The organism is Candidatus Kryptoniota bacterium (assembly GCA_036567965.1).
GTDB lineage: Bacteria > Bacteroidota > Ignavibacteria > Kryptoniales > JAKASW01 > JAKASW01.
On the sequence record DATCTN010000007.1, the window covers coordinates 216,026 to 239,116 of the forward strand.

Here is a 23,091-nt window from a genome sequence, read left to right on the forward strand (position 1 = left end):
CGGGCCATGTATGCGAAACGGGCCGGGGAATTCGCGACGGATGACGCCTGACAATCTGAGAATTCCGGCACTGAGGGAATTGGAAGCTGCGAAATCCTCGGGTTATACACACTACCCGGTGGTGTCGGAGATCTTCGGCGATATCCTTACCCCGGTAGGATTGTATCTGAAATTACGTTCTCTCGGGAAGGACAGCTTCCTTCTTGAGAGCGCCGAGGGGGGAGAAAAGATCGGAAGGTATTCTTTCCTTGGTGTAAATCCATTCGCCACGCTCGCCGTGGAAGAGGGCACCGTACGCATCACCACAAAAGGTAAGACCACAAAACGGCCGGGGAATCCGATCCTCGAGCTGAAGGAATTCTTCGGGAGCTTTAGAGTAGTGCCGACCCAGGGTCTTCCGAGGTTTTCTGGAGGAGCAGTCGGATATTTCGGATATGATTTTGTAAAGTACCTGGAGTCCATCCCGATACCGAAATCAGAAGACCCTCTCCCGGACCTTCTTCTGAACGTCTACGATACGGTGGTAGCGGTGGATAATCTCAAAAGAAGGGTTGAGCTTATCTCGTTGGTTCCCCTGCAGGGCGATCCACGTGATCTTGGGAAAGCACTTGACATTCGCATAGCCGACCTGAAAAGACTTGAAGACACACTGGTGCTTTCTCACGTCGCTACAGAGGCGGATGGATTTGATTCTAACGAACCGAAATTCAATATCTCGAGGGAGACTTTCAAACGAAATGTCGTGCGGGCCAAAGAGTATATCGTTGACGGGGACATATTTCAGGTCGTCCTCTCTCAACGTGCTGACTTCGAATACAAGGGGGATCCATTCCTTCTTTATAGAGCCGTGAGGGCACAGAACCCCTCGCCGTACATGTTTTATCTTGAGTCAAATGTAAGTGGGAAACGGCTTGCTGTCATCGGTTCATCTCCGGAGATGTTTGTACGGAAAGAGGGTACAAGAATCGAGATGCGTCCAATTGCCGGAACGCGACCGAGGGGATCGACGCAGGAGGAGGATGAAGCCTTGACGCGCGAGCTTCTCAACGACGAAAAGGAAAAAGCCGAACACGTCATGCTAGTGGATCTCGGGCGCAATGACATTGGCCGCGTCGCGTCAACGGGGAGCGTATACGTCGAGAATTTCATGCACGTCGAAAAATTCTCTCATGTGATGCATATCGTCAGCGACGTCGGCGGAGGCATAGAGAAGGGAAGGGATGCAGTCGAGACCCTTGCTGCCTGTTTTCCTGCCGGCACCCTGAGTGGAGCGCCAAAGGTGCGGGCAATGGAAATTATTACAGAACTTGAGAAGAGTGCACGCCAAATTTATGGAGGAGCGGTGGGTTACATCGACTTCAATAACAACATGGATACGTGTATCGCAATCCGTACCTTCGTCGTACACGGCGACCTGGGCTCCCTGCAGGCAGGCGCCGGAATCGTCTACGATTCGGATCCCGACAGAGAATACGAAGAAACACTTAACAAGATGAAAGCTAATCTCGAAGCTCTGAGGTTGGTCAAGAATTTCAAATGATCCTTTTAATTGACAATTACGATTCGTTCACGTACAACTTATACCAGTATCTCAAGGAACTCGGTGCGGAGGTCTATGTTTCCAGGAATGATAGGATTACCATAAAGGACATAGAGGAAAAGAAACCTGAAGCGATCGTGATATCGCCGGGGCCTAAGACTCCTGCTGAAGCTGGGATCTCCGAAGAAACGATTCGGCGATTTTACAGATCAGTACCAATCATGGGTGTTTGTCTTGGTCATCAAGCGATCGGGGAGGTGTTTGGCGGTAAGATCGTCAAGGCACGGATCCCGATGCACGGAAAGACGTCCCAAATAATTCACAATGGAAAATCGATATTCAGCACGATGCCGATTCCTTTTGCAGCTACACGTTACCATTCGCTGATAGTTTCTGGCGTGGATTTACCCGAGGAGCTTGAAGTGCTTGCATGGGCCGATGGAGGCACTATAATGGGCTTGAAGCATCGGGACTATCCCACCGTGGGAGTGCAGTTTCACCCCGAATCGGTAATGACGGAAAATGGAAAAATACTCTTGCAAAACTTTTTGGATGGAAAGATTTGAAATGAGCACAACAGTAAATCATTTTCAGAACAACGATCGGATGTCGATGCTGGAGGCACGCCAGAGGGATGTCTGGAGAATATTCCGGATCATGTCCGAGTTTGTCGACGGGTTTGATTTGATGGGCCGGGTCGCGCCGGCGGTCTCCATATTCGGATCGGCTAGGATGAAGGCCGGTTCTAGGTACTATGAGCTGACTCGTCAGGTCGCACACGATCTCGCGAAAGCCGGGTATGCAATCGTAAGCGGCGGCGGAGGTGGTTTGATGGAGGCGGCCAACCGTGGTGCTCGAGAGGGCGGCGGAGAGTCCATCGGGCTGAATATCGCGCTCGACTTCGAACAGAAGGCGAACGATTTCATAGACAAAGATAAGCTTATGACTTTTCAACACTTCTTCGTAAGAAAAGTGATGTTTGTAAAATACGCGCAGGGGTTCGTGGTGATGCCGGGCGGTTTCGGAACTCTTGACGAATTTTCAGAGGCGATAACGCTGATCCAGACGAGAAAGACAAGAGAGTTTCCTGTCCTCCTCATGGGAAGCAAATACTGGGAGAAGCTCCTCCTCTGGATGGAAGAAACTGCGCTCGCCGAAGGATGTATTGCCGAAGAAGATATGAAGATGTTCCATCTTTGCGATGACCCGGATGAAGCAGTTACAATTATAAAAGATTTTGGGATACGTCATGGTTACGTCACGAATTTCTAAGCACCCCCTGCAACTAATATTGCCTGTTGGATTTCTCGTTGCGACCGGCGTCGGGTTAGCTCTGCATAACCATTTGGTTGCCGACGCGCGCGCGCAAGTCATCATGAACCCACAACACGTGAGTCGCCTCTCATCGTACAGGATTCCCGATTCACTTGAGTTCTGCGGCGAGCGGGTCCCGCTGGAAATACCTGATGTCCGGGAGCGGATGGAACAGGCGTTCTATGTGGAACTCTCGGACGCTCAGATTATCCTCGATCTCAAACGAAGCACAAAATATTTTCCCTTCATCGAACAGAATCTCAGGGATATGAATCTGCCTGAGGATCTCAAATATCTTGCTGTGGCGGAAAGCGCGCTGAGAAATCTCATTTCCAATAAAGATGCGGCAGGAATCTGGCAATTTACAGACGACACCGCGAGGAGGTATGGACTCATAGTTAATGAGTACGTCGACGAGCGTTTCAACTTCCATAAAGCAACGCAGGCGGCGCTCAGATGCCTTAACGACTTACGTACTACTTTTGGAAGCTGGTCGCTCGCTGCCGCTGCATACAACATGGGTGGCGGTGGGATAAAATCAAGCCTGGACTACCAAATGGTGAGGAATTACTACAGCCTATACCTGAACGATGAAACCTACAGATTCGTCTTCAGAATTGCGGCGATCAAGCAGATCATGGAACACTATCAGTCTTACGGCTTTGATCTTACCGAGTCAGATTTTTATCCGCCTGCCGAAACGAAGCTCGTCGTCGTTGCTCGAATTCCTGACATTGCTACGTGGGCGCGCCAACAGGGATCCAGCTACAAGGAAGTAAAATATCTGAACCCCTGGCTCGTGAACAGGAGCCTCCCGATTGGAACGTGGGCCGTTGAGCTTCCGAAATATTCGCAGCCGGTCGTGTTCACAAGTGCTGTGCCGATAATTGACGACACGACATCCGTCTCAGGCGCGCGCCAGTCCTCCTCACAGGCATTCCTTTACCTCGTGAAACCAGGTGACACTCTTGAAAGGATAGCTGAAAGATACGGGATCTATACGAAAGATATCAGAGAATGGAACGGAATGGGCAAACGAACATCGATCCACGCCGGGCAGAGGTTGAGAATCTACCTTGACAGCCAGGCGGTTGAAAAATGAAGAGTTAGAAACACCGTTCTCCGATCGGCGGACTTTCAGCTAAGGTCGTACAAGGCAGAAGAAGAAAATGAAGATTGATCCGGCGCCAACATAAGTCTCACTTACGAATACTTAGTGAGAAAGAAAATTCCCACATTGAGAAGGAGGAGGACGATGTCAATCAACACACCATTAAACGGGGCAGTGGCCGAGCCCGGAATCGCTTGGTCGCATCCAGTGCTTTTACTTATCGCGCTTTTTTTATCGGCTTTCGCGCCAGTCATCGGCATGCCACAAAAGGATACATCGGACGTTCTGCAGAATATTGAATTTCGGAATATCGGGCCGGCAGCTGCAGGTGGAAGGGTCAGCGCAGTCGTCGGAATCGCTGGACAGCCGAACATTTACTACGTTGGAGCCGCCGGCGGCGGCGTCTTCAAAACCATCGACGGCGGCATATCGTGGAAATCCGTGTTCGACAAGGAGCCATGTCTCTCGATCGGAGCGATTGCGTTGGCTCCGTCCAACCCAAATTACGTATGGGTCGGCACAGGCGAAGCGAATCTGAGGAACGATATAATCACAGGAAAGGGAGTCTATTTCTCTCCTGACGCGGGAAAATCCTGGGAATCAATGGGACTGAAAGATGCCGGTCAGATATCAAGGATCGTGATCGATCCCACTAATCCCAACGTCGTCTTTGTCGGCGTCATCGGGCATGCCTGGGGCGCAAATCCTGACAGGGGAGTGTTCAGAACTTCCGACGGCGGAATAACTTGGGACAAAGTCTTGTACGTTAATGACACGACCGGCGCTTCAGACCTCGTGATGGATCCAGGAAACCCAAAGGTTCTATTCGCGGCGATGTGGCAGGTAATGCGTTATCCCTGGGCACTTAACGACGGCGGAACGGGAAGCGGCATATATCGGTCTACCGACGGCGGTACAACTTGGAAACACTTAACGGAAGGATTGCCGAAAGGACCTCTCGGCCGGATCGCGCTCGCAGCGGCGCCGAGCGACCCGAATCACATCTACACACTTGTAGAATCGAAGGAGGGTATGCTCTGGGATTCGAAAGATCTCGGAGATAATTGGAATATGATTACTAATAATCATACTCTGGACGTTCGGCCGTTTTATTTCTCGAGATTCGTTGTCTCTCCTGAGAACGAGGACCGACTCTTCTTTCTGTCGTTCTTGATTTCCGAATCGACCGATGGCGGCAAAACTGTAAAGAGCGTCAACGGGAGAGTTCATGTCGACCACCACGACATATGGATCGACCCGTCCGACCCGAACCGCATAATCATTGGAAATGACGGCGGCGTTTATCTTTCTGCGGACCAGGGACAGACATGGCGGTTCCTCAACAACCTGCCGATTGAACAGTTTTATGAAGTTGCCACGGATGACAGCAATCCATACAATCTCGGCGGAGGATTGCAGGATAACAATGCGTGGTACGGCACCTCGAACAATTTGTACGGAGGAAGTATCACAGGCCAGAACTGGTACACCGTTGCAGGCGGCGACGGTGAGTATGTCGTCCCGGCTCCGAGCAACCCGGATATAGTCTATGCCGAATCGCAGAACGGCTGGCTCTCCAGAATCAATGTCAAGACCGGGATCTCTAGAGACATCCGTCCGTACTTGTATGACGCACCGGATATGCCTCCATCGCGGCTAAAGTACAGATTCAACTGGACAACTCCAATTGCCGTTTCACTGACTAACGAGAACGAGGTCTTCCTCGGAGCCAACGTGCTTTTCAAAACTGATGATGGCGGACAACATTGGGACGTCATCGGCCCCGATCTCACGAGGAATGACAAATCAAAACAAATCCCGAGCGGCGGAAAAGTCAATCTCGACATCAGCGGTGCGGAAAATTACGATACGATCCTATCGATCGCGATTTCTCCACTAGATTCGAATGTCATTTGGGTGGGAACAGATGATGGTCTGGTCCAGGTTACGCGAGATGGCGGAAAGAGCTGGGACGAAGTCGCGAAGAATGTCTCTCATCTACCCGAGTGGGGACGCGTTTACCAGGTTGCCCCGTCTCCAATTGATAATGGTGGATGTTATATCGCAGTCGACAGGCACGAGCTCGACGATAACAAGCCGTATGTATTCAAGACTGCCGACTACGGAAAATCTTGGACATCCATTTCAACGGGATTGCCCGCGGATGATCCTGTGCATGTCGTAAGAGAGGACCCGAACAGAAAAGGATTTCTGGTTGCTGGGACAGACGCCGGCATGTATTTTTCAACAGACAACGGAAGGGAATGGAATCAATTCAGAACCAACTTTCCGTCGGTCTCTGTCTACGACCTTAAGTTTGTAAAACAGACTCATGACCTGATTGCCGCAACACATGGACGCGGCATTTTCATCATGGACAACATTTCAAACCTTGAACAGCTAAATGAGGCGGAGGAAAGTGACGCATTTCATTTATCTGCTGCAATCCCATCCTACGCGTACCACGTGTGGGGGAAGGATGCGTTCAACGATCTTAGCACATATTCGGCGCCCAATCCACCTCACGGCGTAATAATCGACTATTATCTCAAGGACACGCTATCAACGACCAAGTCGGAAAAAAGCGAGCACGAGACGCCGGTGAAAATAGACATCAAGGACACATCAGGGACACAGATTGCAACGCTGTACGGCCCTGCAAAGAAGGGGTTCAACAGATTCGTATGGAACATGAGATATCAGAGTCCTGTTCCTCTGAAGATAGGCTCAGCCGAGGCATCTCGTGCGAATCCGTTCACAACGTCGGGCCCACTTGTCTCGCCGGGCATGTATAAGATTGTGGTATCGGCTGCTGGAGTTACTCAATCCACCGATGCCCAAGTTCTCGCGGATCCGCGATTTGAGGCCCCGGTGGAATATTTCACTTCAAATGCACGATCGGGCCTCGAAGCCCGAACAAATATTAATGCGCTCAACGAACTTCTCAATCGAACCCAATCACTCCAGGATCAAATAGCCACAATCAAGAAGTCGCTCGCGACTGACGAAGAAGGAACCCGGGCCGGCAAATATAAATCGATAAGTTCTCAGCTTGACTCATTGGGCAAGTCGATCGCCTCCATAAAGGATTCCATATACAACGGCACGATCCAGCACGAGGTTGGCGAGGACGATATCCACGCCTTTACGGATTTTCATTCTAGCCTCACCGGGATCATGTACGCATTCATGTCGCCTTACGACGGGCCGCCGTCAGACATAGCCTTGGAGATGCTAACTCAGCTGACGGTAAAACTCAGCCAATACTTGAACCGGTTCAACGACATCTTGACCGTTGACATACCAAGCTTCAACAGGTCGGCACTCGCTGAGGGCACTCCGACAATATTTGCAGGACCTGTAATCGAGCTTAAGAAGTAACAAAGAGCTGCAAGGCGGAGAGGCTGGCCGAAAGATGAGACGGATCCAGCCTCCCCGGTTATGCGTAAGTGGTGGTTGTAGAATCAGTGTTATGTTACTCTACCTCTTCTCATGCGCAGCCTCGCCCTTTGAAGCTTCTTTGCTTCTTCCTGCATTAATTTACTTCTCCCCTCCGATCCGTGACTGGGCTGAATCTTCTACGCGAGCAATAATATCTCTCCTCTCGTTAGCACGTTCTTGATTCTCTGCCGAAGCTTTCCTAGATTCCTCTGTCCGTTAGGGGTGCTGTCCCGAGCAAGTACGGGACGGCTGAGATAAACCCTACGAACCTGATCTGGGTAATACCAGCGGAGGAAAATGGACCTTGCTCTCCTCGAAGCCGTTTTTGTCTGCTGGCTCCCAGCACTCGGAAACGGCTTTTTTAGTTGAGGAAAACCAGTGAAGAAGCGGATAATTACACCTATTCTTTTCATGTTGTTAGGAGTACCCTCAGTCCAAGCCCAGCAGATCTACTCCATTGTTGGAACAGTGCTTGACGGCGCAGATGGAGGTCGCGTCGGCAATGCCATCGTCAGAATAGCTCAATCAAATCTGTCCACTCGTGCTGATTCTGCCGGCCACTTTCGGTTATCGGGCCTTGGTTCCGGCGGGTACAAGCTCATCGTCTCCGCGGACGGTTATTCGTCCGCTGACACAAATGTCACGGTGCCGGGACCAGAACTTACTATAATTATTTCCCGAAGGACCTACAGGTTGCAGCCGGTTCTGGTAACAGCTCAAATCGCCAGCGAACGAAAATCACCGGTGACGTTCTCCAATCTCTCCCGCAAGGCTATTCAGGATCAGTTCATTGTGCAAGATGTGCCCGTCATCCTGTCTCAACTTCCATCGATGATCCAGTACTCAGAAAACGGTGAAGGCGTCGGATACAGTTATGTCACCATGAGAGGGTTCGATCAGAGCCGGATTTCGGTGATGATAAACGGCATCCCACAGAATGATCCGGAAGATCATAACGTCTATTGGATCGATGTGCCTGATCTTCAGTCAAGCACACAATCGGTTCAGGTTCAACGTGGCGCCGGAAGCGAATTTTATGGACCACCGGCGATCGGCGGATCAATAAATCTCCTGACCTCAAATTTCTCAAGCGAGAAAAAACTGAATGTCACGTTTGGAATAGGCACGACTGGAAGTCCCGGTGACATCAAATTCGTGTCCCCTATTTTATCAAGCGAGTCTGGTCCCAGCTCGAGCGGGATAATCCAGAAATACTCGGCGACGTTCAGCTCGGGCATCGTTTCAGAAAGCTACTCATTCTATGCCCACATTGCCAAGACGCTGTCCGATGGCTACAGACAGGATTCCTGGGTGAATCTTGACAGCTATTTCCTAAACGCAACAAGGTACGACGATGATGCGACTACCGAGATAAACATATACGGGGGGCCGATCGCGGACGGTCTGTCTTATCTTGGACTACCCAAATTCGCAGCGCTCGACAGAACACTGCGAACGCAGAACTGGGATGATTGGAGTGCAGACAGTAACTCGGTGAGTTACTCTTCACATGCGACCAGGTACATTTCCGCCGATGGCCGCGACACAGTCTTTGCAGTTCCGAGGAGACAGCCGGAAGTAGAAAATTTTTCCCAGCCACACATTGAATTATTAAATGAATGGAAAATTTCTCCATCAGTCACCCTGAATAATTCCTTCTTTGTCGTCGACGGATCCGGGTTCTTCGACTATGACGGTTCCTGGGCAGACACCAGCTATTTCCGGATGACTTACCAGAATGGTTTTAGCCCTGTTCAGAACCCCACTGACGCGCTGATCCACGCATACGAAGACCTGCAGCAATTCGGTTGGCTGCCCAGGATCACGCTTGAGCACGACAATGGCACACTTGTCCTCGGCTCAGAGTTAAACCGCAGCTTTTCAGACCACTGGGCGAGCATTCGTTCCGCCGACAACCTGCCTGCCGACTTCCCTCTCGACTTCCGTTACAACGAGTGGCACGCACGAACCGACGTCGCGGCTTTCTACGGCCATGAATTGTATGAGCTTGCAAGTCGCACTACCGCGATGGTCGACCTAGAATACGAATTTAAGCAGTACCTATTTTACGGAGAAAAGTTTGTGGGCAATCGTTTCACAGTGCCGTACCACTTTCTTAACCCGCGCATCGGGATCAATTACGATCTATCCAGTACATCAAATATATACGCAAGCGCAAGCCGTACATCGCATGAACCCCAGCTCTCGAGTATCTACAACGCAGATGAATCGAGCGGCGGCGAGATTCCCCATTTCGGGTTGAACCCCGACAGCACGATTAATTTCGGTCACCCACTTGTCACACCCGAAACTCTCAACGACTTTGAAATGGGTTATGGTTACCATTCCGCTCAGCTGTCGCTCGGTGTCTCTGCCTACTGGATGGAATTTTACGATGAATTAATTTCAAACGGCTTGCTTGATAAGTACGGTCAACCGATCGCAGGAAACGCTAAGCGAACGAGGCATGTCGGCCTCGAGTTGGAATCAAACTGGGCCGTCAACCAAAACATATCCTTGTATGGTAACTTCACTCTCAGCCGAAATCGTCTCATTAATTTCACCGCGTACTCAGACGCAGATGGTAACCCGGTTGCGGCTGGGATCCTCCTTGACGGAAACAGGATTTCAGGATTTCCCGACTTGCTGGGTAACATTCGAGCGACGTACTCGACAGGCGATTTCTCATTAATGCTGTTGGGACAGTATGTCGGCTCTCAATATACTGACGATTTCCAACTTTCGTCGAGAGAGATAGATCCTTATTTCGTGATGAGCGCGTGGATAAGCTATACCATCAGGAACGCGTTGGCATTTTCTGCAGTCGAATTCAAATTGTACGTTAACAATCTGTTTAATACCATCTACATCGCCCACGGCGAAGGAATCTACTTTTATCCGGCAGCCGAGCGAAATTTCTTTTTGAATTGTTCAATCAATCTGTGATTCCAAGATGACCTTCGAAAACTTTGTCCTCGTGTTTTGTAATGGGATTTCGCAATCAAAAGCGCGATTAGAATCTCTCTTGCCGAAACCTTCCCTGGTGGCATGTGCTGACGGTGGAGCAAGTATTGCGATATCACTCGGGTACAAACCGGATTTCATTGTCGGCGACCTGGATTCGCTGGACCCAGGTCTTGGTAACCTTCAGAATACTAAAATCGTTAAAGTAGAATCGCAGAACGACACTGATCTCGAAAAGACACTTGATTTCCTGCTTGGTAAGGGATGCGATCATTTCATGGTCACCGCGTTTTCAGGTGGCCGAATAGACCATACGCTCGCCAACATCGAAATCGCCTGCGCCTTCTCGAGAAAGTGCACGATAGTTCTGGCCGATGAATCGTACATTCTGTTTCCCGTCACTGAACGGTATGAAGGAGAAGTTCCACCCGGAACGACGATATCCGTAATTGCCACGGAGGACGAGACGGTAGTTACAACCACGGGTCTATTCTACAAGTTGGACCATGAGAGACTCGCCAAAGGCGGTCGTGGGATAAGCAACTATTCTGTAAACGGACAGGTTGGCGTCGAGGTCCACCGCGGCACCGTTTTAGTCATGCTAAATGTCTGAACGTTGGTGAAGGCGACTCTTTCTCCGGCCGACTGGACAGTACTGGCGGTCTATTTCGTAGCTGTGGTATTCGTCGGCTTCAGGGCGGCAAGGAGGGCGCACGGTCATATCGACGAATACCTGGTGGCAGGACGAAGTCTCACATTGCCGATATTCGTTGCCACTCTTGTATCGACGTGGTACGGCGGGATACTCGGTGTCGGGGAGTTTTCGTACAGGTACGGGATTTCCAACTGGTTCATCTTTGGCGCGCCATATTACTTCTTTGCGCTTCTTTTCGCGATCTTCCTTGCCCCGCGAGTCCATAAGGCGGCGCTTCACACGATTCCGGATAAACTCAGGGAAAGTTACGGGAATCCGACCGCCACAATGGGGTCGTTCCTAACCCTGTTCATAGTCACTCCTGCACCGTACGTGCTGATGGTGGGAATAATAGTAGAAATGCTTTTCGGCTGGTCTCTTGCTGCATCGGTGACCTTCGCTACAGCTGCATCTGTGGTATATCTATATTCAGGCGGCCTTCACTCGGATGTAAGAACCAACACACTCGAATTCCTTCTGATGTATGTGGGCTTCGGAATCATTCTTCCATTTTGCTTTCTGAACTACGGAGGTCTTCCCTTCATACGGTCGCATGTCCCTGCCGGGCATCTTACTCTCACGGGAGGAAACTCATGGCAGTACATAATCGCCTGGTTTTTCATCGCAAGCTGGACTTTGATCGATCCGGCATTTCACCAGAGATGTTACGCCGCGAAGTCAGCATTCGTCGCGAGATATGGAATCATAACCTCAATTGCTTTCTGGTTCTTTTTCGATTTCATGACTTCCACAACAGGATTATACGCCCGCGCAATCGTACCCGGACTCGCTCAGCCGGCAATGTCATACCCAGCGCTTGCAGAAGTGGTGCTTCCCGGATTCGTCAAGGGGTTGTTCTATGTCGGCATGCTCGCGACAATCATGTCGAGCCTGGAGAGCCTGACGTTCATCTCCGCAGTAACTATCGGAAAAGATATCCTCTACAGGATGCTTCATTCTGCTGATGTTGGAATTGATTCGAGGAAAAAGATATTAGAATATTCGAGAATAGGAATTTTCGCGACCGCGGTCATCTCGATTGCGATCTCCCTCTTTATTCCTTCGGTGATCGCCATGTGGTACGATCTCGGCACCGTATTCGTCCCAGGACTCCTGATTCCACTCGTGACCAGTTACTTCAGTCCTCTGCGTGTTTCAGGGAAATACATTTTTCTCTCGATGACTTTCGGGTGGTTGACATCGATGTGTTGGCTCACCGTCGGTCTGCTAAACGGCAGTTCGCTCTCACCTTCCTACATGCTCGGCATACAACCTATGTATCCGGGACTCACACTCTCTGCGGTGTTTTATGCCGTCGGATTGGTGGACAAGAAATTAAACAAGAGAACGGGAATCACACGAGGGTAACAGGCTGCCGTCAAAAACTCTTTTTGAGGGACAGAGCCACACTCACGCGACCATTCGGAGACACGGAAAGACCCGGAGAGACGTCAAAACCCGATAGTTCGGCGTCAACATAGGCGTCCAGCATTGACAGCAAGTACACACCTGCGATGTACCACGCATATGAATCCCTTTGGTCATGGTACATATCTCTTTCACTCAATAGAGCTGTGCTATCCGTGTGCTGGCTGTAAAGAGATCGGTAGTTCTTGTAGTTCTTGTTGTTTGAGATCCACTGTGAAACGAAGAACGCCTGGACCCCGAAAATCACCGGCACTTTCCAATAGCTGCCGTTGTAGACCTGGCCTCCTCCTGGGATGACGGCTGAAAGGAGAACTGCCACGAGGGGAGATTTCAGTTTTTCTTTTACTGCCTCAGTATCGCCTGAGAAACTGACGCCGGCCAATGTGGTGTCGGGGATCGCGGCCGATAGGCCCAGCGCCTCTCTCAAGTCTAGACAGTTACTTGTGACGATCTTGTCGTTCAGACTCTGACTTGACGCCTTGAGCGGAGCGAACAAAATCAGAAGGATACAGATCAAAAGTAATGATCGAATTATTTTACTTCCGGGCAATTATCTCAATCTCAATAAGTGCGTTTCTAGGAAGGCCCGACACTTCAACCGTGCTTCGAGCGGGAGGATTATTCTTAAAATACTCAGCGTAGATTGCGTTGAACTTGGCGAAGTCAGACATATTCTTCAGATAAACGGTAGTCTTCACCACGTCTGAAAGTGAACAACCGCCGGCATTCAGAACCGCCGAAATATTCTTGATTATCTGGCGCGTCTGTTCCTCCAGAGTGTCGGGAAGTTCTGCGCTTTCGGGCTTCAAACCAATTTGACCCGAGAGGAAAAGGAAGCCGCCGCTTTCGACAGCCTGTGAGTATGGACCGATCGGTTCAGGCGCCTCTTTTGATTTGAGAGTCTTCACCGGTTCATTCCTCCCGATCTCCGAGTATCAGCTCAACGACGCGACCAAGATCCTCTTCGCTGTAAAACTCTATCCTCACTTCACCCTGGTTGTTCTCGCTATAGTTAATCTTCACTTGTGTGCCTAAGTGCCTTTTTAATTTATCTATTAGGTCTGATACGATTATGTCCTTTCTCGAGGGCATTTGATCCACCGAGCTCATTTCCGCCGGTCTGGACGATGCCTTGATTTTCGGGATAAGGATTCGCTTTACTTCTTGCTCAACCTGCCGAACGCTCAATTTCTCACGCGCGATCTTGTTAAACACCCTGAACAGTTCTTTCTGATCCTCAATCGCGAGTAGGGCGCGGGCATGACCAGCGGATACCTCGCCTGCCGCAAGACTCTTTTGAATCTGAGGCGGCAACTTCAGGAGTCGAAGGAAGTTCGTTACCGTTGCTCTATCCTTCCCCACCCGCTCGGCAACTTTCTCTTGCGTCAGCGCGCATTCATCAATTAGTCGCTGATAGCCGGTCGCTATCTCGATAGGATTGAGATCCTCGCGCTGAAGATTCTCGGTCAAAGCAAGCTCAAGAAGCTTAGCATCCGAGTCGATTTTGATAATGTATGCGGGGATTTCCTCGAAACCCAGCTCAATGACCGCCCTGAGTCGTCTCTCACCTGATATTAACTCGAATCTCCCTTCCTCCACCTGTCTTACCGTGATTGGCTGGACAAGCCCGTTCTCCCTGATCGAGCTCTTGAGTTCTTCGAGACTCTCGCGGTGAAATTCTTTCCTCGGTTGATATTTGTTTGCGCTGATCCTTCCTACCGCGATCTTCGATATCGAATCTGGCGCATGGACCTTGGCGACATCCAAAACCGATTTCTCGACATGCCCAGAATCTTTCCGAATCAATGCGTCTAATCCACGACCAAGTCGAATATTAGATTTCATACGCTTGAGTTTTCTCTATTCTTGACGATAGGAGTCTCAGCCGGCACCTTCCTAACTTGAGGGTCCGGTTTGAGGTTTATCGAGTTGCGTTCCAGTAGCTCACGCGCCAATTCCATATAATGCCTGGCACCTAGCGAGGCGGCATCGTAAAGAATAATCGGCTTTCCAAAACTTTGCGCTTCGCTGAGTCTCACGTTGCGGCCGATAATGGTTTTAAAAACCATTTTCTCGAAATATCGGCGGACCTCTTCGACCACTTGGTTCGATAATTTAAGCCTCGAATCGAACATTGTCAGGAGGACCCCCTCCAACTCGAGTGTCGAATTCAGATTGCGCTTGACCATGGCGATAGTATTTAGAAGCTGTCCCAAACCTTCCAAAGCAAAGTACTCAGTCTGGACCGGCACCAAGACACTGTCAGCCGCGACAAGTGCGTTCACAGTAAGAAGACCCAGTGAAGGAGGACAGTCGATGAACACGTACTCGTATTGATTCCTGACTTCGGCCAACGCTTTCTTCAGGAGCGATTCTCGATTCTCAATTTCCACGAGCTCAATCTCGGCACCTACCAGGTTGATATCGGACGGCATCAGCTTGAGAAAGCCCAGTGACGTTTCCCTTACCACCTCGGAGGAGTTCGTTGAACCTATGAGCATTCCGTATGTGCTCGTGTGCGGCTCATTCTTGTCGAAGCCGAGGGCGCTCGTCGCATTCGACTGAGGATCTATGTCGACGAGAAGGACTTTATGTTCCAATGCGGCCAGGCACGCACAAATATTGACTGTCGTGGTCGTCTTGCCGACGCCACCCTTCTGATTCGCGACAGCTATTACTCTTCCCATTTTGCCGTCAGAATGTTATTTCCTGTGGGATAAATCACTTGAACGAAATATATATCTAACCGTTCTGATTTTCAATAAATCGACAGGAATAAAAGATCGTCCGTAATCAAGATAGATTCTATGCGACCCGGATTCGTGTGCCAGTGACACACCGGGACTCATCCGAGGCAAGGAACACAAAAGATTCTGCAACTTCGCTGGGCTCCTTCAGCGAGTTCGGGTCGAGATCGGGATAGGCTTTTCGTATCATGTCCGTTCTTGTCCGCCCCGGATCGACCATATTCACTCGCACACCAGTGTCTCTCAACTCTTCAGCCAACATCAGGGTCATTCCCTCAACTGCGAACTTTGAAGGGAGATACGGCCCCCAGTTAGGATTAGGTCGAGCAACCACGCCCGATGTCACGTTGATTATGGAACCCCGCCGCTGCTTCAGCATTTCAATTGCAGCGAGCTTGCTCAAGAGAAAGCTCCCGGTGACATTAGTTGCAAATATCTCTTCCCATTCCGCGACCGAGACGGATGTAAGGCCGACGCGATTACCAAGCAAGCCGGCCGCGTTGACAAGAACGTCAACCCGCCCATGAAGATTCATCGTTTCCGAGACCACGAGTTCACAGTCTTTCACTTTTGAAATGTCGGCCGCGATTGCTTTCACTCTTGAACCATTTCCTGATACTCCGACAACCAGAGAATCCAGAAGTGCGACATTTCTCGCGACCGCCACAACCTTTGCCCCCTCTTCAATGAACCTGAGAGCAACTCCCCTGCCGATGCCGCGGGATGCGCCCGTTACGATCGCTACCTTGTCCTTGAGCCGCATTTGTAAAATTTACTCAAGTGAATACTCGCCTTCAATTGATTGTATTGGCGCATGTCGATATATTTTCTAAATGATGCTTCGGCGAGAATGAAACTGGCCGCTTTCGCGTTGGTCTTATCGGGTGCACTCATTTTCTTTTTGGTCAATGTCAGGAGATTGGTGCGCTATCTACAGACCGGCAAACCTGAAGATCGATTCGATCGTCCCCTTGAACGGCTGAGGAAAGTACTTACAATTGCCCTCGGCCAGAAAAAGCTACTCCGGGAGCCGCTAGCCGGTTGGATGCACTTTTTCATATTCTGGGGATTCGTAATCCTGCTGACGGCGATACTTGAGACTTTCCTCCAGGGGTTTGGAAATGACCTCTCCTTTAAGTTCCTGGGAATTCTTTACTCTCCACTTGTCTTCATGCAAGATATCATGGGCGCCTTGGTCGTCATCTCCGTCATCGTAGCGTTATATCGCAGAAACATCGCTCATGTCAAACGTCTCCGCATGGCGGGTCATTCCCAATTCGACGCTAACGTGATCCTGTGTCTCATCCTCCTGATAATGATCACCATGTTCCTTCAAAACGCGGCGCATATTTCCATCGAAGCCGCAAGTGCGGGAGCTTCCGACACCTTAAACGCCCGATCAAGAATTTTCTCCAGCGCCATTTCGGGTATCTTTTTTGTTTACCCACTTGCGACCCGGGAAACTATTTTCCAGCTCTTCTGGTGGTTCCACGTTCTACTCGTACTGGGGTTCCTGAATTATCTCCCCTACTCGAAGCATCTCCACATCGGTTCGTCGTTCTTTAACGTCTACTTCTCAAGCCTTGCGCCGCGTGGAGAATTGAAGATGCTCAACCTCGAGGCCGAGAACATAACGCGGTTCGGTGCAGGCGATATCGAGGACCTGTCGTGGAAGCAGCTCCTCGACGGCTACACCTGCACTGAGTGTGGTCGATGTGACTCAGTCTGCCCGGCGAACATTACGGGCAAGCCGCTTTCGCCTCGGAAGATCATCACCGACATTCGCCGCAGGACAATGGAGAAAGCTCCGGCGATCGTGGCCGGCGAAAATGTGGACGACTCACACATCGTCGACAAATTCATCAGCGAAGAAGAGTTGTGGGCTTGTACCACGTGCAGGGCGTGCATGGAAGAATGCCCGGTGATGATAGAGCACGTGGATTCTATTGTCGACATGCGCCGGTTTCTTGTCCTCAACGAATCGCGATTCCCGACTGAGTTGGGTGCGGCATATCGTAATCTCGAGAATAACTTTTCCGTGTGGGCGTTCAACTGGCGTGACCGCGCGAAATGGACGGAAGGATCCGACATACCCATCGCGGCGGAAGTCAACGATGATTTCGATATTCTTTACTGGGTCGGTTGCGCCGGGAGTTTCGATGCACGATATCAGAAAGTCGCGAGGGCATTCTCGGAAATAATGAAGAGAGCTGGAATTAAGTTCGCCATTCTGGGCAACGAGGAAAAATGTACGGGCGACCCGGCTCGAAGAAGCGGGAACGAGTATCTGGCACAAACACTTATCAAAGAGAACGTTCAGACCCTGTCCAAACACAAAGTAAAGAAGATTGTCGCTTCTTGTCCTCACTGTTTCAATACCTTGAAAAACGAGTATCCGGATTTCGGAGGCAACTACGAAGTACTCCACCACACAGAACTTATCAATGAGTTGATCAAATCAGGCAAATTTAAACTTGGTGCAGACCAGAAAGCAAAGATCACATATCACGACAGCTGTTATATCGGACGATATAACGGCGTTTACGATGCTCCTCGTGAAGCGATGTCGCATATGGGCGGCGTGGAGCTTGTCGAGATGAAGCGCACGAAGGATAAAGGGCTGTGCTGCGGTGCGGGAGGCGGAAGAATGTGGATGGAGGAGACAACAGGCAAAAGAATTAACATCGAAAGAACGGAGGAGGCACTCGCGACCGGCGCAGGTGTCATCGCTTCAGCATGTCCGTTCTGCATGACGATGCTGACAGATGGTGTGAAGGCAAAGGAAGCATCTGCAGTGCAAGTAAAGGATATCGCCGAGTTGTTACTGGAAGCAGCCGGAGGAGAGCAGCTAAAGAGTTCTGCAACATCTTAAACAAAACATAGAACGGGAGGCAAATTGAAACCACGTGCAATCGTGTTAGTGATCATGTTTATGGCCAGTGCGAGCGTCATGGCCCAGCACAAACTTGAGTACAAGTCGTCCGGCGGTGTGCCGTTGCATTACAAGGCCCATACTCTCCTCGGAACCACTCAGTCTATGATGGGACAGGAGTCTACTGCTCAGATCGTGTCGGATCAAAGCATGACTGTGTCCAGCACAAAGAGCGGTGATGAGCTCGTCTTCGATATCACGGTCGATTCCAGCAATAACAAGACGATCCTGTCGACCGGCGACACGACACAGACCCCGTCCCCTGCTGTCGGCAAGACGAAGGAAACTCACATCCACCCGGACGGAGAGGAAATCTCGTCAAAGTGGCTCGACACCACATTCGCGAATTCGCAGGCGGGACAGTTGCGGGATCTGGGAAATTTCTTTTTCAAGCTGCCGGCCGAGGAGGTGTCATCCGGATCAACATGGAATCAGAAAAAGGACGACACCGTTCTTACGCCTGGCGGCCAGGGACAGATTTTGGTCAACACCGACACTGATTACAAGTTGACGGGTGAAGAGGAAATTGACGGTGTTACGTGCGCGAAAATTGAATATACCGGAAAAGTCAAGCTGAAGGGCGCAGCGACAATTCAGGGAATGGACCTCGCAATCGACGGCGGAGGTACCGTGACAGGAACTGCCTACTTCGATTATGGAAACGGCCGGGTTGTTAAAGTAAGCGGCGACTCGAATCAGAATATCGTTATGGCAACCTCGGGTGAAAACGCAATGACCATACCGATGACACAGAAGACGAACTACTCTCTCTTTCTAGTGAGGTAGTCCTTCCGGATTTGTCTCAGTGACCTGAGAAGGTTCTCTGGAAGCGTGGGACTCACCACGTATACTTGATTCGTGGCTGAGCTGGACAGGCAATCTAGCTCAGCTACTTTGAATATCTTGCCCGAGACTTGGCGTCCGCTGCTCTCCGAAAACTCAAATTCTACGAGGGTATTCGCGGCGGAAACGACTGAGTCGATGAAGTCCATTGCCTCAACCCCTACAAGGCTTTCGGTCGGCTCAGTTATTCTGGACGATGGCAGCTGGCGTCCATTAACTTCCCACACGGTGTCCTGCCTTACGAAGTGGTACAGAGTGTCGCCAACTTCAAACTCGACAGACTGAAGATCAGACAGGTTGGCAGTGAAAATGCGCTTCTCGCGCCAATCCTTCAGTGGTTCATCGACGAACGTTCTGAGATTTTCCGACAACTCGAGCACCTTCGATTCGCCCGCGACCTGGACGTAACATCCTTCAAAATCAGGAGTAGTGCCTCCGATATTCAAGGAAACTACTTTTCCCCCGCTCGTCTTAACGGTCAACGTCGAGGATCTAAAACCGTACGCGGCAGTATCAGATAAGTCGCTAGCAACTGCAAACCCTGAAGGGTCGGTGGAAATCTTTGAGAGAAGCATTTCAACTTGCCCCTGGTCCGCCGGATTGGCCACGGGCGATTCAAGCATCCACCTTCCCTGCTCCCTCTTCAGTCTGATTGCGAAGCGGCCGTCCAGAGATATCTCATTGATGGTCGATGTATCCAGACCGGCAAATAAATGGGTGCGGGCGGTAGTTGAAGTCCTGGACGTAAATCTCTGTATCAAGTAGCCGGCGGCCAGAACAAGAACCGCGGCCACGAGAATCTTAGTTGACTTCTTCATTTTTGTTTTCTTCATCATCCGCCAGACTTGCCTGATAAGCTTTCCGCCGGTTTACGGACCTACGCCAGTATACCAAACCGAGCACGAGAACAAGAAGTGGGGGGATTGCGATAATCGAGTCTTTGGTTGTTGCACGCGCGCCCTCTGAAACTGGCTTCAACGGCGGCGGCAGGAACGATTTCGACCGGATTGAAACCAGCCCGAGATCGTCGGCAAGATAATCGGCAGTGTTCAAGAATACTGAAAGATTTTCCGGATTGCTCAAGAAGACGTCCCGTATAAAATTTCCATTTCCCATCACCACGATTCGCTCAGTTCCTTCCTTGCGTCTGTCGGGATTCATTATCGCAAAGCGATCCGAGTCGGATACGGCGGTGTGAATCTTTCCGCTTATCGCCGCGCCGAGCAAGAGGTGATGGTCGAGGAACATGTCCTGGGTGAAATGGACGGTCGGATCAAGGTTATAAAAACCGGTCTGGATGCCGCTGTGATCGCTCGTGAAGGCAAAAGGGGTTACGTTCAGATGGAGCCCGTGTGCAAATGAAGTATCCACTTCGCTCGCGAACGGAAAAACAATCTGATGTAGATTCTGCGTGACGGTAAATGATTTATCGAAGTTGCTCACGATTGGGATGTATGGATTCGGTAGCGCGGTCTGTATGGTGAAGCCCCCCTCACGCTGCATCACCGATACTGATGCACAAGCGGCGTCCCGCACAAGATCTTTCCGAATATTGAAACCGTATGATCCGAATACACCGTTGAGATTTAAAGGCAGATCCGATGCGTACTGGCTCTGCATCGACGCGCTCGACATGCCCATCAGGAAAGCCGCCCTTCCGCGATTCATCATGTATTGATCGAGGTTGTAAAGCTGAGAGTCCGCGAAAATTGTGGTGGGCTGTATCAGAATCAGAGCGGAGACGCTGTCAGGAACAGGGGCGGAGAAATTCACCGGGAGAAGGATGTAGCGACTAGTCAAAGCGTCCTGGGCTTTCTGGATATCGGAGAAGGCCGGCTCGCCGTTCCCTTGAGCGATCGCGATCGTCTTCCGGTTCGGATTGATCAGCCTGTCGATTCTCGAAGCTACTTCGTACTCAAAGTTTGAGAGATCCTCAATTACAGGTAAGGATTGTTTTCTCGCGCGGTACTCGATCACCATCCCCATGAATGCGCGTTTCACTTCCAGTTTGTCATTGTTTACAACCTGCACCTGAATCTGGGGGATACCATCGGACATCGCCTTGTTGACATCGGCGTCGCTGGTAGGATCATAGATCTCGTATTCCAGTTTTCCTCCCGAAAGGCTGCGAAGTTCCTGAAGCATGTCGACCAGAGCCCGTCTGTTATTCACGTATGGTGACGGCAGATCCGAATTGAAATAGACTCTCACAATCATGTTGTCCTTAAGACTTCTCAGGAGTGCTTCAGTCGCAGATGAGAGAGTGTTTACTCTGTCCCTTGTCAGATCGATCCTTAGGAAAAGATTGCTCGCAACCACATTGGCAAGTACGACTACCGCAAAATAGAGAACAAGCTGAACAATCGAATCTCTCGAGGACTTTTTCATTTCGATCTGAGCTCCAGCCATTTTGAAGTGAGGCTGTAGAACAAAAGTATCACACCGCCGAAATAAACAACGTCCCTTAGATCGACGACGCCCTTGTAGAAGTTCTCGAGATGGAAATCGGAGCTCGCGTACTGGAGAACGAAGGCGACAGGCCCCGCGGTCAATGCCGTCACCTTGTCCAGGATGAATAAGATGAAAAGGATGAAGAGGCAAATTATGAAAGACGCGACCTGGTTTTGAGTCAGGCTCGAAGCAAAGATCCCTATCGAGACGTAGCTTGCCGCGAGAAACAGCATCCCGATGTAGCCTGCAAGAACGGCACCCGTATCAATATCACCAAGCGTTGCTATTACTATATAGTATAAGATGGTTGGGATCAGCGCAGCAATGACAATCGCATAGCACGATGCCATCTTGGCCGTGATCAGTTGTCCCCTGCTTACCGGATGAGTTGAAAGCACCTCTATCGTTCCGTTCTTGAACTCCTCCGCGAATCCTCGCATCGTGAGGGCCGGTACGAAAAACAAAAACAGGATTTCGGTAAGCGAGAAGAATGGCCGGAGTGTCGCCACATTCGACAGGAACAGGCTGTCCGCGAATAGGTATCCCGAAATAAGGAGGAAGACGATGATGACGACGTACGCCGTGGGAGTTTTCAGAGAAATCAAAATCTCTTTCTTCACGATCGAAACGAAACCGCTACTTTTCACTTTCCTCCGATCCAATTGTCAATTCCCTGAATACCTTTTCCAGATCTGAGCCGGCTCCGGAAAAATCCAGAATCTTGTAGCCGTTGCCGACGCATGTATCAAATATCCTCTCTCTTGCAGATTCGTCATCATCGATCGACAGCTCTATTATCACGCTTCCCTTCTCTTTGTAAGAAGAAATCCTGCGAGGGTGAAATGCAATCTCGAAAATTGATTTGACCGAATCGACCGGCGCGGTCGTTTTCAGGCGAAGTATGATGCTGCCTGCGTTGTTGTGTTGAAGTTCGTCGGAAGTCGCGTCGAGTACAAGTTTCCCCTTGTTTATGATCAGCACCCGATCGCAAAGTGCACGAACCTCCGAGAGAATATGAGTGGAGAGAATTACATATTTTTCTTTTGCCAATTCCGAAATCAAATTCCGTATTTCGATCACCTGGTTCGGGTCGAGCCCGGAAGTCGGCTCATCAAGAATCAATATCTGTGGATCGTGGATGATTGCCTGCGCGAGACCGACCCGCTGCCTGAAACCTTTCGAAAGATGGGAGATCGGATCGAAAAGCACGTCCCTCAAACCACACCGGAGGGTCACGAAGGCAAGCCTCTCCTTCACTTCCGCGTCGGTTAATCCCGAAAGCTCCGCTACGAAGCGTAAGTATTCTTGCACTTCCAGCTCGGTATAAAGCGGGTTGCTCTCCGGCAAATAACCTATCTTCTTCCTGAGTCCGACGGAATCCGTCGTGACATTCTCTCCATCGATCGATACGGCTCCAGAAGAGGCCGCGAGGAAGCCGGTTATGATTCTCATGGTGGTAGTCTTCCCCGCTCCGTTTGGTCCGAGGAAGCCTACCACGCTCGGGTTTGTTATCTCAAATGAGATATTGTCCACTGCGGGAGTGGAACCGAATAATCTTGTCAATTCCGCGACTTTAAGACTCATAACGGTTGCAAATTTATCCCTGTTGAGCAAAATTGTCAACAC

19 protein-coding genes and 1 riboswitch are annotated in these 23,091 nt (G+C 50.4%); of the genes, 10 read left to right on the top strand and 9 right to left on the bottom strand.

Going from position 1 to position 23,091, the window contains the following annotated elements:
- Positions 1–40 precede the first annotated feature (40 nt).
- The 8 genes from trpE (at position 41) to VIS48_02635 (ending at position 12,432) form a co-directional block, all read left to right on the top strand.
- A complete protein-coding gene (trpE, locus tag VIS48_02600) occupies positions 41–1,540 on the top strand; it encodes an anthranilate synthase component I (GenBank protein ID HEY9165032.1) in 1,500 nt (499 codons plus the stop codon).
- A complete protein-coding gene (locus VIS48_02605; protein HEY9165033.1) occupies positions 1,537–2,106 on the top strand; it encodes an aminodeoxychorismate/anthranilate synthase component II in 570 nt (189 codons plus the stop codon). The genes trpE and VIS48_02605 overlap by 4 nt, the downstream gene beginning before the upstream one ends.
- A 1-nt stretch (position 2,107) precedes the next feature.
- Complete coding sequence (locus VIS48_02610) at positions 2,108–2,812, top strand: TIGR00730 family Rossman fold protein (protein HEY9165034.1); 705 nt, start codon at positions 2,108–2,110, stop codon at positions 2,810–2,812.
- Positions 2,790–3,956 (top strand): transglycosylase SLT domain-containing protein, encoded by a 1,167-nt coding sequence (locus VIS48_02615; GenBank protein ID HEY9165035.1) that lies wholly within the window; start codon positions 2,790–2,792, stop codon positions 3,954–3,956. Before VIS48_02610 ends, VIS48_02615 begins: the two co-directional genes overlap by 23 nt.
- A 153-nt stretch (positions 3,957–4,109) precedes the next feature.
- The gene (locus VIS48_02620; GenBank protein ID HEY9165036.1) at positions 4,110–7,346 is read left to right on the top strand and encodes a hypothetical protein; all 3,237 of its coding nucleotides are present in this window, start codon (positions 4,110–4,112) and stop codon (positions 7,344–7,346) included.
- A 268-nt stretch (positions 7,347–7,614) separates the two neighbouring features.
- Positions 7,615–7,719, top strand: a riboswitch (TPP riboswitch).
- Positions 7,720–7,784: 65 nt separating this feature from the next.
- Positions 7,785–10,352, top strand: a complete 2,568-nt coding sequence (locus VIS48_02625; GenBank protein HEY9165037.1) for a TonB-dependent receptor — start codon at positions 7,785–7,787, stop codon at positions 10,350–10,352.
- Between the two features lie 7 nt (positions 10,353–10,359).
- A complete protein-coding gene (locus VIS48_02630) occupies positions 10,360–10,983 on the top strand; it encodes a thiamine diphosphokinase (GenBank protein HEY9165038.1) in 624 nt (207 codons plus the stop codon).
- Positions 10,984–10,989: 6 nt separating this feature from the next.
- Positions 10,990–12,432 carry a sodium:solute symporter family protein gene (locus tag VIS48_02635; protein ID HEY9165039.1) on the top strand — a complete coding sequence of 481 codons (1,443 nt, stop codon included), beginning with the start codon at positions 10,990–10,992 and terminating at the stop codon, positions 12,430–12,432.
- Between the two features lie 10 nt (positions 12,433–12,442).
- Here VIS48_02635 and VIS48_02640 read toward each other — a convergent pair whose 3' ends face one another.
- From VIS48_02640 to VIS48_02660, 5 genes are all read right to left on the bottom strand, one after another.
- Positions 12,443–13,042, bottom strand: a complete 600-nt coding sequence (locus VIS48_02640; protein ID HEY9165040.1) for a DUF5683 domain-containing protein — start codon at positions 13,040–13,042, stop codon at positions 12,443–12,445.
- Complete coding sequence (locus tag VIS48_02645) at positions 13,029–13,400, bottom strand: RidA family protein (protein ID HEY9165041.1); 372 nt, start codon at positions 13,398–13,400, stop codon at positions 13,029–13,031. Before VIS48_02645 ends, VIS48_02640 begins: the two co-directional genes overlap by 14 nt.
- A gap of 4 nt (positions 13,401–13,404) precedes the next feature.
- Entirely contained in the window at positions 13,405–14,298 is an 894-nt protein-coding gene (locus VIS48_02650) for a ParB/RepB/Spo0J family partition protein (GenBank protein ID HEY9165042.1), read from the bottom strand.
- 35 nt (positions 14,299–14,333) lie between these two features.
- Positions 14,334–15,179 carry an AAA family ATPase gene (locus VIS48_02655; protein HEY9165043.1) on the bottom strand — a complete coding sequence of 282 codons (846 nt, stop codon included), beginning with the start codon at positions 15,177–15,179 and terminating at the stop codon, positions 14,334–14,336.
- A gap of 118 nt (positions 15,180–15,297) precedes the next feature.
- A complete protein-coding gene (locus VIS48_02660) occupies positions 15,298–16,002 on the bottom strand; it encodes an SDR family oxidoreductase (protein ID HEY9165044.1) in 705 nt (234 codons plus the stop codon).
- An 87-nt stretch (positions 16,003–16,089) separates the two neighbouring features.
- On the opposite strand from VIS48_02660, the gene VIS48_02665 reads away from it, so the two are divergent.
- On the top strand, positions 16,090–18,111 hold the full coding sequence (locus VIS48_02665) for a (Fe-S)-binding protein (GenBank protein HEY9165045.1): 2,022 nt from the start codon (positions 16,090–16,092) through the stop codon (positions 18,109–18,111).
- Positions 18,112–18,135: 24 nt separating this feature from the next.
- A complete protein-coding gene (locus VIS48_02670; GenBank protein ID HEY9165046.1) occupies positions 18,136–18,957 on the top strand; it encodes a hypothetical protein in 822 nt (273 codons plus the stop codon).
- Here VIS48_02670 and VIS48_02675 read toward each other — a convergent pair.
- Genes VIS48_02675 through VIS48_02690 form a run of 4 tightly spaced genes read right to left on the bottom strand, consistent with a single transcriptional unit; the run spans position 18,933 to position 23,049 of the window.
- Entirely contained in the window at positions 18,933–19,832 is a 900-nt protein-coding gene (locus VIS48_02675) for a DUF4340 domain-containing protein (protein ID HEY9165047.1), read from the bottom strand. The genes VIS48_02670 and VIS48_02675 overlap by 25 nt on opposite strands.
- Positions 19,816–21,402, bottom strand: coding sequence for a GldG family protein (locus VIS48_02680; protein HEY9165048.1), 1,587 nt, complete (start codon positions 21,400–21,402; stop codon positions 19,816–19,818). The genes VIS48_02675 and VIS48_02680 overlap by 17 nt, the downstream gene beginning before the upstream one ends.
- The gene (locus VIS48_02685) at positions 21,399–22,112 is read right to left on the bottom strand and encodes an ABC transporter permease subunit (protein HEY9165049.1); all 714 of its coding nucleotides are present in this window, start codon (positions 22,110–22,112) and stop codon (positions 21,399–21,401) included. Before VIS48_02685 ends, VIS48_02680 begins: the two co-directional genes overlap by 4 nt.
- Positions 22,102–23,049 (bottom strand): ATP-binding cassette domain-containing protein, encoded by a 948-nt coding sequence (locus VIS48_02690; GenBank protein HEY9165050.1) that lies wholly within the window; start codon positions 23,047–23,049, stop codon positions 22,102–22,104. Before VIS48_02690 ends, VIS48_02685 begins: the two co-directional genes overlap by 11 nt.
- Positions 23,050–23,091: the final 42 nt, after the last annotated feature.